Source organism: Thalassotalea montiporae (genome assembly GCF_053485855.1).
Genome location: NZ_JBQRUO010000006.1, coordinates 89,825 through 102,966, shown reverse-complemented (window position 1 = coordinate 102,966; position 13,142 = coordinate 89,825). Strand labels below are relative to the sequence as shown.

Here is a 13,142-nt window from a genome sequence, read left to right as displayed (position 1 = left end):
TTTATAAAGTTAATAGAATTAATATAGTTAGGAAGAAAGATGTCAAGCATTGCAATTTTAGCCGGCGACGGTATCGGCCCAGAAGTAATGCAGGAAGCCAAAAAAGTGCTTGCTGCTGTTGCGGATAAATTTAATTTCCCATTATCAACACAAGACTATGATGTTGGCGGCTGTGCTATCGACAATCACGGCGAAGCCCTACCAGCAGCAACGGTTAAAGGTTGTGAACAAGCAGACGCTATTTTGTTTGGCTCAGTAGGTGGCCCTAAGTGGGAAAACTTACCACCAACAGAGCAACCAGAGCGCTGTGCATTATTGGGCTTACGTGGTCATTTTGAATTGTTTTGTAATATGCGCCCAGCAACACTGCAACCGGCACTAGCAAGCCTTTCGACATTGCGTAGCGATATTGCTTCATCAGGTTTTGATGTTTTAGTGATGCGCGAGCTGACCGGTGATATTTACTTTGGTCAACCGAAAGGCCGTAAAGGTGAAGGCGAAGAAGAATCTGGCTTTGATACCATGATTTATTCCCGTAAAGAAATTCGCCGCATTGCTCATCTAGCTTTCCAAGCTGCACAGAAACGTAACAACAAAGTTACCTCAGTTGATAAAGCCAACGTGTTAGCGACCAGTATTTTATGGCGTGAAGTGGTCAACGAAGTGGCACAAGATTACCCAGACGTGGCGTTAGAGCATTTGTATGTTGATAACGCTGCAATGCAGTTAGTACGCGATCCAAACCAATTCGATGTCATGCTGTGCCCTAACCTGTTTGGCGATATTTTGTCTGATATTTGTGCCATGATCACAGGTTCAATGGGCATGTTACCTTCGGCAAGCCTAAACTCTTCTGGTTTTGGTATGTATGAGCCAGCTGGCGGCAGTGCGCCTGATATTGCTGGCCAGGGTATCGCTAACCCGATTGCCCAAATTTTATCAGCAGCGCTAATGCTGCGTTACAGCTTAAACCAAGGGGCAGCAGCAGATGCAATTGAAGCTGCGGTAGCAAAAGCCCTAGATGAAGGGGTGTTAACAGCAGATCTGTTACCAGCCGAGCAAAAACATTTAGCGAAACGCACCGCAGAAGTTGGCGACTTTATTTGCCAAGCAATTCAAGCAGCACCAGCACAATAGGACACTCACCATGGCTACTACTTTATACGAGAAATTATGGCAACGTCACGTGGTTGACGATACTCCCGGTGAAACACCTTTGTTGTATGTCGACCGTCACCTAATTCACGAAGTGACCTCACCACAGGCATTTGCTAACTTAAAATTCCATGATCGCCCAGTGCGTCGCCCTGACAAAACGATTGCGACCATGGACCACAATATTTCGACGCGTTCAGTAGCGATTGACGCAGCCGGTGAAGGCGCAGCCAATCAGCTGCGTACGTTAGAAAAGAATTGTGAAGACTTTGGCATTAAACTTTTCGGCATGGGCCATAAAAACCAAGGTATCGTTCATGTTATGGGGCCTGAATTAGGCATTACCCAACCTGGCCAAGTAATTGTTTGTGGCGACTCACACACAGCCACCCATGGCGCATTTGGTGCATTAGCTTTTGGTATTGGTACGTCCGAAGTAGAACACGTGTTAGCGACACAAACGCTACGCCAAACCAAAGCGAAAACCATGAAGATTGAAGTACGCGGCCAAGTAGCACCGGGGATTAGCGCGAAAGATATTATCCTTGCCATTATTGGTAAAACTGGCAGCGCGGGCGCAACGGGTTATGTGGTTGAGTACTGTGGTGATGCGATTAGCGCATTATCGATGGAAGAACGCATGACCATTTGTAATATGAGCATCGAGTTTGGCGCTAAAGCTGGCTTAATTGCCCCGGATCAAACTACCTTCGACTACTTACAGCACAAAGAATATGCGCCAAAGCTAGACGAATGGGACGCAGCGGTAGCCAGCTGGCAAACGCTAAAAACGGATAACGATGCGACCTTTGACGCCGAACTGGTACTAGAAGGCAGCGAAATTAAAGCGCAAGTGACTTGGGGCACGACACCGGGCCATGTAACCTCGGTTGATAGTACAGTGCCTGCGCCACAAGACTTTAGCGATCCAGTGGAGCAAGACTCTTGTGCCAAAGCATTAGCCTACATGGGCTTAGAGGCTGGCACTAAAATTACTGACATTGAAGTTAACAAGGTCTTTATTGGCTCTTGTACCAATTCACGTATTGAAGATTTACGCGCTGCTGCCAGCATTGTTCGCGAATATAGCGCGAAAGGGCAAAAAGTCGCGAAAACGGTTGATGCCATTGTCGTACCTGGCTCATACCGTGTACGTGAACAAGCAGAGCAAGAAGGTTTGGCAAAAGTCTTTACCGAAGCAGGTTTTGAATGGCGCTTACCGGGCTGCTCTATGTGTTTAGGCATGAATGATGACAAGCTAGCTGAAGGTGACCGCTGTGCCTCTACCTCGAACCGTAACTTTGAAGGCCGCCAAGGCCGTGGTAGCCGCACTCATTTAGTGAGTCCAGAAATGGCAGCAGCGGCGGCAATTGAAGGTCACTTTGTCGACCTAAGTGCAAATTTAGCTACTCAGTCAGACCAGCAACACTAGGAGTCTTATCATGGAAAAATTTTCAACCCATACTGGTTTAGTCGTCCCCTTAGATGTTGCTAACGTTGACACCGACCAAATTATCCCTAAACAGTTTTTGCAAAAAACCGAGCGCGTTGGCTTTGGCCAACACGCCTTTCACGACTGGCGTTACCTAGATGCTGAGGGTACTCAACCTAACCCTGAGTTTATTTTAAACGCGCCACAATATCAGGGGGCAAGTATTTTACTTGCTCGTGAAAACTTTGGTTGTGGTTCAAGTCGTGAACATGCGCCTTGGGCATTGCAGGAATATGGTTTCAAGGTGATTATCGCACCAAGTTTTGCCGACATTTTCTACGCCAACTGTATAAATATTGGTATCGTGCCGGTAAAACTGAGCAGTGAAGAAATTAACGAATTATTTCAACAATGTAACGGCGACACAAAATCGTTGACGGTAGATTTAGTTAATAATAAAGTTTCGCTCAACGAGACCTGCTACACTTTCAGCCTAGATAAATTCCATCAATACTGTTTGGAAAACGGCGTGGACAGTGTTGGTTGGACATTAAAGAAAATCGATGCCATTGAAGCCTATGAAGGTAAGCTAGCAAGCTGGCAATAACCTTTACCACACTTGGCATCTCCTGCATTAAAGAGTGCCAGATGCCAAGTGATCCGTTAGCTAACGACAACTCAAGTAAATTCACCGAAATCGACATCGACCAGCTTCGACCTGGTATGTATGTTAAATCTATCTCCTTTCAAGATAAGGGCTTTATTCTAAAGTCTGAAGGTTACGTACTTAGCGCCAGCAAAGTAATGCAGTTAAAAGCGGCCGGCATCAAAAAGCTGATTATCGACCCCGCTAAACAAAAAGCGGCCGAGCAAATTGATAAGGTCATGCCCAACATTACCTCTAGCCCACTAACCAAGCTTAATAAAGTAGGTAAACACAAAGTGGTATCGCTGGAAGACGAGCTTAAAAATGCTAAGTCACTCTACGGTAATGCCAAAGACTTACAGAAGAAGATTCTTGGCACGGTTCAAGCCGATCGCTCGCTGGACGCAGAAGAAGTGCGTGAAACCACCGACGCCATGGTCGATTCAATATTTCGCAATCAAGATGCGCTGGCTTGCCTTTCACGCCTGCATTCTAAAAGTGACTACCTTTCTGAGCATGCGTTAAATTGCTCTATTTTAATGGCGATTTTTGCCAAGCACTTAAAGTTTGATCGCGAGATAATTGAGCAACTTACCTTGGGCGCTTTCCTGCATGATGTTGGCAAGGTGTTTATTCCAAACGATATTTTAGATAAGCCTGGTGCGCTTAACGATAAAGAGCAAAAGTTAGTGCAAACTCACGTTGCTTTGGGCGCTAAAATACTCGAAGACACACCGCATATTTCTCACATTGCAATGACCTGTATTCGCGAACACCATGAACGCCTTGACGGTAGTGGCTACCCTCGACAGCTAAAAGACGAAGACATTAGCAAGTACGGCAAAATGATGGCGATTGTCGACAGCTACGGTGCAATGATTTCAGATCGTTGTTATCAAAAGGCGATACACCCAACAGCAGCGTTTAAAACCTTAACCCAAGAATCATCAACCGCCTATGATGAAGAGTTGGTTGAGAAGTTTATCCAGTGCTTAGGGGTTTACCCAGTTGGTACGCTCGTTCAGCTTAACAGTGGTAAAATTGGCTTAATTTCAGAAATTAACCAAGACAAGCCAACCCACCCTATTGTTAAAGTGTTTTATAACGCTCGCTTAAATCAAACTATCCCAATTGAAGATATTGACTTAAGCAAGTCGAAATATCGCGACCAAATCGACAAATGCATTCGCCCAGAAGAATTTAATCTAAATCTAATGAGCTTCTTCAAAACGGCGTTTGAAGCATAGTAATGTAAGACGCTTACCAAGAGCTTAAGGCTGGCAGTGAAAACTGTTGGCCATCAAGCTCTAGCACAACGTCTTCTTGATTGATTTGCGCCAATACCACACGGCCAGCGACTACATCACCTTCATATCTTTCTCGACCATTGACCCTGACCCAACCATTGCCATCAGTGGCAAAAATATGAACCTCAAAGGTCATAGCTGGTACTTTATTTTGAATATGCGTTGGCATATCTAATAGCGAAGGCACCGGCGATTCAGTTACGGCTTGCGCTAACAGCTGTTGTTGCTGTTCGGTATCATCTACCGCCTGCTGAACTTTGGCGAGTAACTCTGGCGACACTCCTTCTAGCTGGCTTAAATCAAAATCCAAATTTTGCTTAGCCACTTGCATTGGCTCAGGTGCGGATTGAGGTTGTAAATTATGTTCAGCCGTTTGCTCGCGATTACTCGTACTATTCAACGATCCGTTTTGTGCATTAACTGTCAATACTTGAGCTGGTGCTACTTGAGCCGGTAATACTTCCGGTTGTGTTGACTGAGGCGAACTCAGTTGCGATACATCTTGCACTTTTACAGACACGGTATCGATCTGATTTTGTTGCGCTAGCTCGCTCGATTCAACCAGTGTAGCTTGCTCGCTACTATTTTCATCGGCTGTTTTATCTCTGGATAACTTAGCGTTGCTGCTACTTAGATCCTTATTAGCCACTTCATTAGCTGCTTCATTTACAGTACTTGTTTCCGTTTGAGTTTGTGTCTGATAGTAGCCACCAAACCAGTAGGCACCAGCAACCACAATCGCTAGGTTTGCCGCAATGCTCGCTGCGATTAATGATTTTTTCTGCCACCATGGCGTTAAGTGAAATTCGCTACCTAACGCTTGCTCAGAGGCAGTGAGTACAGTTTTGCGGTTAACCACTGAGTCATTATTACCATACGCCGTGGCCAAGGCGCGATCACAGAGTAAGTTAATTAGCCGTGGAATACCTTTTGAGATTTTATGAATTAAGGCAATCGCGCTTGGTTTAAACAATTGACGATGGCAATCTGCAACCGTCAAACGGTGTTTAATATAAAGCGCGACTTCTTTGCGCGTTAATGGCAGCAAATGATAACGGGCGGTAATGCGCTGCGCTAATTGGCGTAAATCACGACGTTGCAACAATTGCTGTAGCTCTGGCTGGCCAATTAACACCACCTGTAGCAACTTTTTGGTATTCGTTTCTAAGTTAGTTAACAGCCTTAACTGTTCTAGCACTTCCGGTTGCAAATGCTGCGCTTCATCAATAATCAGTAAAGTATTAATGCCTTCTGCTTGATTACTCAGCAGCTTTTGCTGAATTTTGTCGGTTAAGTACTTAAGCGTGGTACCTGTTTTTTTATAGCGAACTTTAAGCTCATCACAAATGGTGGCCAATAGCTCTAAACAAGACAGCGTCGGGTTTAAAATAAAGGCAACTTGGGTGTTTTCTGGTAACTGCTCCAGTAAACGGCGACTAATGGTGGTTTTCCCTGTTCCTACTTCACCGGTTAGTAAAACAAAACCGCCCGTATCACCCAAGCCATAGCTCAAGTGCGACAAGGCTTCCTTATGGCGATCACCTAAGAATAGATAATCAGGATTAGGTGCTATCGAAAACGGGATATCATTAAGACCAAAAAAACTTGTGTACATGAAGCCAATACGTTGGTTAATTACACGCTCAAACTACCTGCTCAATCAGCATAAGTCAAAGGCCATACAAGCATCCGCCTGATTCATGGTAAGATGCCACCGTAATTTAGGTAAAATCATTGAAATTCAATTAGCTTATGGTAACTAAACTAGCTGACTTAGAAGTCTACTTGGTCGGCGGCGCAGTGCGCGATCAATTACTCGGCCGTAAAGTGGTCGAACACGACTATATGGTAGTGGGCGCCAGCCAACAGCAAATGCTTGATTTAGGCTTTCAACAAGTCGGTAAAGACTTTCCTGTATTTTTGCATCCTGAAACAAAAGATGAATATGCCCTAGCGCGCACTGAGCGTAAGCAAGGGCAAGGTTATACTGGCTTTATCTGCTACGCCGAGCCTGATGTTACCTTAGAGCAAGATCTAATCCGTCGTGATTTAACCGTCAATGCCATGGCACAAGCACCAAATGGTGACATAATCGATCCTTATCACGGCCAGCAAGACCTCAACAATCGCATTCTTCGCCATGTCTCACCTGCGTTTAGTGAAGATCCTCTGCGAGTATTGCGCGTTGCTCGCTTCGCGGCTCGATATCACCAGTACGGTTTTACCATTGCCGATGACACTCTAGCGCTAATGACTAACATAGCAACTAGTGGTGAACTGAAGGCATTATCAGCAGAGCGTGTTTGGAAGGAAATGGAGCGGGCACTAACTGAGCCTGACCCGGAAGTATTTATTGAGGTGCTTAGAGCCTGTGGTGCTTTAAAAGAACTTTGGCCCGAGTTAGATAAACTGTGGGGCATTCCTAATCCCGCCGAGCATCACCCAGAAATCTGTTCAGGCGAGCATACTATGTTGGTGCTAAAACAAGCGGTAAAGATGTCAGCTGATCCGAAAGTGAGGTTTGCAGCCCTTTGTCATGACCTAGGCAAAGGCTTAACCCCCGAAGCAAAATGGCCAAAACATTATGGTCATGAACTGGCAGGCGTCAAAGTCATAGAGCAAGTCGCGGCCCGCTTAAAAGTACCTAATGACTACAAACTGTTAGCAGCTAAAGTCTCACAGTTTCATCTTAATGTGCATCGGGCATTTGAGCTTAAGCCAAGCACAGTATTAAAACTGCTAGAGCAATGTGAGTATCAACGTAAACCTGAGCTATTAGCGAATATTTTGCTCGTTTGCCAAGCCGATAGCCTAGGCCGAATGGGCGCAGAGCATAATGATTACCCACAAGCAGATTATATCGCCGAGTTAGCTAATGTGAGTAAACAAGTGATTGCTAAACCTTTCGTTGAACAAGGCCTGCAAGGTAAAGCAATTAAAGAGGCGATGACTGCCGCTAGAATCAACGCAATCGCAGAGAAAAAGGCCGAATTATTGGCAAAGCTAAACTAACGTCCCCGGTTTCAGCAGAATTGCCTAAAAGCTATTCTTATGTGGCTATCATCGTTTCTCTACTCTTTTTTGCAGTAGGCATAAAAAAACCCTGCCAAGGCAGGGTTTAAAAGGGAGTGGTGACAGAATTAGAAGTTGTACGTTAACTTCGCGTAGTAGAAACCACCGTTGTAGTCGAATGGACCACTTTCGTAGTACTGCGCACCTAAGATCTCAGGAACACCGTTTTGCAGCTCTTCTGCTTCTTGGTCAAAGATGTTACTTGCACCAACTGATACAGTGAACATGTCATTAATAAAGTAGCTAGCTTCTAAATCTACCGTTACTGCCGCATCAGCAGTCTCTGAGAACAAGTCTGATGTATCATCAGCATGCACAGCGTAGTATTCACCGAAGTAGTTCAAGCGAACAAAAGCAGCAACCTCATCCCAGCTTTGACTAACCGTGAAGGTTGCACGGTGATCTGGCATACCTTCTTCTAAGCGACGAACTTTACCTTCACTAACCGTTTCAGGGTTGAACTCATCTACTTCCGTTTCGTTGAAGTTATAAGCAAGCGCGAATTGCGTATCGCCGCCCATTAACGACATTGAGTAGTTAGCAACAATATCAACACCGCGAGTCGTAGTATCGAAATCGTTCGCGAAGAACGTTACTGCAGAAATTAACTCAGGGTTTTGTACACCACGTGCACGTAACTCGTCGTAATCTTCTGGCAATACGTCAATTTGGCTAGACTGCGCTAAACGGTCAGTTACTTCAATGCTGTAGGCATCAATCGTTAAGAAGAAATCACCTGATGAGTAAACAAGACCCGCTGCATATGATTCTGACTCTTCTGGGTCTAGTTCACGACCACCGTAGAAAGAAGATAGAGGATCTGTTGGTGGCGCTAAGAAGCTTTGAATTAGCTCACCGTTCACAAGTGATGTCGCCGTGTTAACCACGTTTGCTTGACCAACCGTTGGTGCACGGAAACCAGTACTTGTTGAAGCACGTAATGACACCTCTTCCGTTAACGAGTATTGCGCCGTTAATTTGTAGTTAGTTGTGCTACCAAAGGTGTTGAAGTCTTCCCAACGTAGTGCACCACCAACCATAAAGTCGTCAGTTAAGTATGCTTCTAAATCAACATAAGCTGCCCAGTTACGGCGATCGTTGCGTCCAGCCGCTGCTGGAGAGAAACCAGCAAAACCGTGTGAACCGATGTTAAAGCCTTGCTCTGCATATGGACCAGCGACCCAAGACGCTTCTTCACCTGCAATAATTTCAAAGCTTTCTTCACGGAATTCAATACCGGTTGCTACGTTTAATGGTTCTTCTAAACCGATATCTACACCTTTAACTAAATCAAAGTTGAAGGTTTTTTCTAACTGAATATATTTACCAGTATCAAAATCAACTGGAGTCGCTAGACCAAGTGACGGGTTTAAGGTGTTTTTCAAGAAGAAATCAGATTCGTTACGACCAACTGAGCCGCTTAAATCAAAGTACCAGCCTTCTAAGAAGCCAGATTGAATATCACCTTTGACACCTGCAGTTAGTGAGGTATCCGTGATGTTACCGCCAAATTGAGGAGTGTAACCGCCTTCGAAAATTTGGTTCATTGAGAAACAGTTTGGATCAGCTACTAAATCTTGATACGCCTGCGTATTCAATACGTTACCAACGTTTGCTGAAACACTTGATGAGCTGCCATCACCACCTAGGAAGGCTTCCGCATAAGCGTTAGACAATGCACAAGTTGGCACACCGTCAGTTGCAAAACCAACATCGCCCACTAATAGCGTTTGACCACCATCAATTGAATATACGTTACCGCGGTTATGAGGGTTACGATAGTAGAAGCCACCAGTAACGTCACGCTCTGCGTAGTTACCAAATAGGTAGAATTCTTTGTCGTCACCTAAATCTAACTTAACGTTACCAAACAAAGTGATATCGTCGTCAATTTCTGGGTTACCCCAGATTTGTGCAGGGTTTTGAATTGCCGTGTTACCAGCGTCAAAAATGCCTTGAGCATCGGCACGTTGCACAGAGCGGCTGGTTGCATCAGCTTGCTTGTATTGGAAGCTTAAGTTAACTGAGCCATCATCAGTAAATGGCATACCGATGTTACCGTCGATAGTCGTTGTTGCACCGTCACCTTCGTAGAATTCACCACGCTTAATTGATAGTGAACCACCATCGGCATCGTCTTTTAAAACGAAGTTCATTACACCAGCAATTGCATCAGAGCCGTATTGAGCCGCAGCACCATCACGTAACACTTCCACTTGCTTTAATGCAACTGAAGGGATAACTGAAATATCTGGACCTTGGGCACCATCGTTAACACCACCACCTTGGAAGGCGATAACTGATGCACGGTGACGACGCTTACCATTGACAAGAACTAGGGTTGAATCTGACGATAAGCCACGTAAATTCACTGGACGAATTAGCGTAGCAGCATCTGAAATAGGTTGAGCACGTACGTTAAACGACGGTACTGAACTTACTAGTTGATCAAGCATATCGCTCGAAGCGGACTTACCTAGCTCATCACCACCAACAATATCAACGGGAACAGCAGAGTCGGCGATTGAACGTGGCGCAGCACGAGAGCCAACAACAACGATTTTTTCAACTTCTTCAACGGCGGCATCATCATCGAACGCGTAGGCTGGAGCTGTACCCAGCGCAGCGCCCACGGCTAAGGCTAATGCGCCAGCACGGAATGTAGTAGACATGTTATTTCCTTCCAAAAATTTATAGTTATTTTTAACTAATTATTTTTATGTGTTTTGTTTTTTGAGTGCGTCTTTGCGCACTTAATTATTTTGCTTAGCTAGTGATTAGCGGCTAAACGCAGCAACACAAAACGACTAAGTTCAATTATTTATAAAACAGCTAATATGGCTTTACAAGAGAGGGTATGGGGAAAATGGATGAATTCTGTTCAGCTAGCAAGAGTATCTACGAAAAATACGGAACATGATTCGTTGCACATAAATCATTCAAAGCTAGCGCTATCAGTGTCTAGAGGCTAAACAGGGTTAGCGTACTATGCGAACAATTTCGTATAAGAGATTACAAAAAAATTTTTCAAATTTTGTTTAAAACCTGTGTTTGAGCAGGCCAAAAAACAGCCTGAATTAGTGAGCAGCAGCCAAATTAACATCTAAATTACAATGTGAATTTTAACTTACATTTCTGCCACTTAGGAGATATTTCCATGATAAAAGTAAGGTTAATGGCGAATATACTTGTTCACTAATCACTCACTACTAATCGAATTCAATCGGGAAATTAGCGTACAAATATGCCTGTTTACTTAATGCATATATTAAGGCTCTACTGATCAATCAAATTGACATAAAGCCACTTCAACAAGATAAAAGCTCCAATAATGGAATTGATATTTGGGAGAGGTGCTGTTTTTGCCAGTGACCAGTAAGCGACCTATAAATGTTAATCGTGAACTTACAGAAATGAAAAAGCCCTTTATAGCACGCTATAAAGGGCTTATACGAAACCGTTTAATCAACAATTTGTTCGGACAAATTACCGCTAAATTCGCTATTTTAGGCGGAAATATGCGGCGCCATAAGCTGGTAATTCAACTTGCTTTTCATCTGCTTGCACGGTATCGAAACCATGTCCTGATAGTTGCACAAGCAATTGTACTTGACCCAACTGATAACACTGAGCAGCATCTGAAAAATTGAATACCGCAAGTATTTTCTGTCCTTCAAATTCACGAGTAAAGGCTAGCACGTTATCGCTCGCTTCAAGGAATTCAATATCACCGTATAGTAATTCGCCCTGCTGTTTGCGCCACGCCATAAAGCCTTGATAACGGCTCAACATTGAACCCGCAACACCTTGCTGAGCATCAACGGCACTGGCAAGCTGGCTATCAACAACTGGCAACCAAGGCTGCTCAGCATTGGTAAAGCCACCATGCTGTTCATTAGTGTGCCATGGCATAGGCGTACGACAACCGTCACGACCTTTAAACGTTGGCCAGAAGGTAATGCCGTAAGGGTCTTGCAACTGGTCAAAGGTTAGTTCAGCTTCAACCAAACCGAGTTCTTCACCTTGATAACTACACACACTGCCGCGTAGCGAAGCTAACATCGCATTGAACATATTTACCTGAGCGGGATTTGCTTTGGTTTTGTCATGCTTATTCCAACGCGTTGCGACACGTTGTACATCGTGGTTACCGATTGCCCAGCACGGCCAACCGTCCGCCATATTGGTTTCTAATTCTTCAATGGTGTCGCGGATGTATTTCGGCGAACAATCTTCCGTTAACAACTCAAAGCTATACGCCATGTGCAAACGCTTATTGCCTTCGGTGTACTCAGCCATGGTTTGCAGTGAATCTTCAGAGGAAATTTCACCTAGTGTCACCACACCTGGGTACTTATCCATTAAGGCGCGGATTTCTTCCATAAACTCAACATTTTCTGGTTGAGTATTGTTGTAGTAGTGATATTGGAAGGCATAAGGGTTGTCTTCACTAAAGCCGCGACCTTTGCGATCTTCAATCGCTTTGGCTGGGTTATCGCGCAATAACTTATCGTGGAAACAGAAGTTAATCGCATCTAAACGGAAGCCATCAACGCCTTTTTTCAACCAAAATTCGACGTTATCTAACACATGCTTGCGTACTTCAGGGTTGTGGAAGTTAAGATCGGGTTGTTCCGTTAAAAAGTTATGCAAGTAGTACTGTTGACGTCTTGGCTCCCACTGCCAAGCTACGCCACCGAAAATCGACAACCAATTGTTCGGCGGTGAACCGTCTTGATTGGCATCAGCCCACACATACCAATCAGCTTTGGCATTGTCTCGGCTCTCGCGACTTTCCAAAAACCAAGGGTGCTGATCTGATGTATGGCTAAGTACTTGGTCGATAATCACTTTAATATCTTTTGCTTTCGCATCAGCCATTAACTCATCAAAGTCAGCCATAGTGCCAAACATAGGATCAATATCACGGTAATCACTTATGTCGTAACCAAAGTCCTTCATTGGTGATTTAAAAAACGGTGAAATCCAAATGGCATCGACACCTAAGTTTTTGATGTAAGGAAGTTTGGCAATAATACCTTGCAGGTCACCAATGCCATCGTTATTGGCATCCATAAAACTACGAGGATAAATTTGATAGATAACGGCGCCGCGCCACCAAGGTTGTTGCTGCATGAGAATCCCATGATGTTTACATTACGCGCTCAGAAGTACAGCTTCCCCCTACATTCTAGGCTCGCTATAAACAATTGTTAGTTATAGATGGTGCTCAGTATCTGGTATCTAGCAAGTGATGTGAACGGCCTGCATACGTATGCAAGCCAGTGTATGCAACAATATAGTTTGCATACGTATGTAGTTTGTTTCCAAACAGGTAATGACGCGATAATTTGGTGCTATACCCATGCCACTTCAAGATGCTTGACTTCAGCGCTGCCACAGGGACTCAATATCAAGGCGCAGTTTGCAGGAATGGTCACTCCCTTTCAATAAGCTGCAACGCAGAGAGTGAGTTCCAGTGAAGCGCCTTCTCTACCTTAAAAAGTGGGTTGGATTAAAAGCGATTTAT

At 44.4% G+C, this 13,142-nt stretch carries 8 protein-coding genes; 5 read left to right on the top strand and 3 right to left on the bottom strand.

All coding sequences use genetic code 11. From position 1 onward, the window contains the following. Positions 1-39 precede the first annotated feature (39 nt). Genes leuB through ACSLUR_RS15735 form a run of 4 tightly spaced genes read left to right on the top strand, consistent with a single transcriptional unit; the run spans position 40 to position 4,480 of the window. Complete coding sequence (leuB, locus tag ACSLUR_RS15750) at positions 40-1,137, top strand: 3-isopropylmalate dehydrogenase (protein ID WP_116001157.1); 1,098 nt, start codon at positions 40-42, stop codon at positions 1,135-1,137. Positions 1,138-1,147: 10 nt separating this feature from the next. Then, the gene (gene leuC / locus ACSLUR_RS15745; protein WP_448556142.1) at positions 1,148-2,587 is read left to right on the top strand and encodes a 3-isopropylmalate dehydratase large subunit; all 1,440 of its coding nucleotides are present in this window, start codon (positions 1,148-1,150) and stop codon (positions 2,585-2,587) included. A 10-nt stretch (positions 2,588-2,597) separates the two neighbouring features. Then, positions 2,598-3,194 (top strand): 3-isopropylmalate dehydratase small subunit, encoded by a 597-nt coding sequence (leuD, locus tag ACSLUR_RS15740; RefSeq protein WP_116001159.1) that lies wholly within the window; start codon positions 2,598-2,600, stop codon positions 3,192-3,194. A gap of 41 nt (positions 3,195-3,235) precedes the next feature. Beyond that, positions 3,236-4,480, top strand: coding sequence for an HD-GYP domain-containing protein (locus ACSLUR_RS15735; RefSeq protein WP_448556139.1), 1,245 nt, complete (start codon positions 3,236-3,238; stop codon positions 4,478-4,480). Positions 4,481-4,493: 13 nt separating this feature from the next. Here ACSLUR_RS15735 and ACSLUR_RS15730 read toward each other — a convergent pair whose 3' ends face one another. Beyond that, positions 4,494-6,155, bottom strand: a complete 1,662-nt coding sequence (locus tag ACSLUR_RS15730) for an AAA family ATPase (RefSeq protein ID WP_448556137.1) — start codon at positions 6,153-6,155, stop codon at positions 4,494-4,496. Positions 6,156-6,292: 137 nt separating this feature from the next. Between ACSLUR_RS15730 and ACSLUR_RS15725 the strand changes: the two genes are divergently transcribed. Further along, positions 6,293-7,552, top strand: a complete 1,260-nt coding sequence (locus tag ACSLUR_RS15725; RefSeq protein WP_448556135.1) for a multifunctional CCA addition/repair protein — start codon at positions 6,293-6,295, stop codon at positions 7,550-7,552. 128 nt (positions 7,553-7,680) lie between these two features. Here the strand turns inward: ACSLUR_RS15725 and ACSLUR_RS15720 are convergent, their stop codons facing one another. Together ACSLUR_RS15720 and ACSLUR_RS15715 are read right to left on the bottom strand one after the other, a co-directional pair. Beyond that, a complete protein-coding gene (locus tag ACSLUR_RS15720) occupies positions 7,681-10,284 on the bottom strand; it encodes a TonB-dependent receptor plug domain-containing protein (protein ID WP_448556133.1) in 2,604 nt (867 codons plus the stop codon). A gap of 829 nt (positions 10,285-11,113) precedes the next feature. Then, the gene (locus ACSLUR_RS15715; RefSeq protein WP_448556131.1) at positions 11,114-12,748 is read right to left on the bottom strand and encodes an alpha-glucosidase family protein; all 1,635 of its coding nucleotides are present in this window, start codon (positions 12,746-12,748) and stop codon (positions 11,114-11,116) included. Positions 12,749-13,142 lie beyond the last annotated feature (394 nt).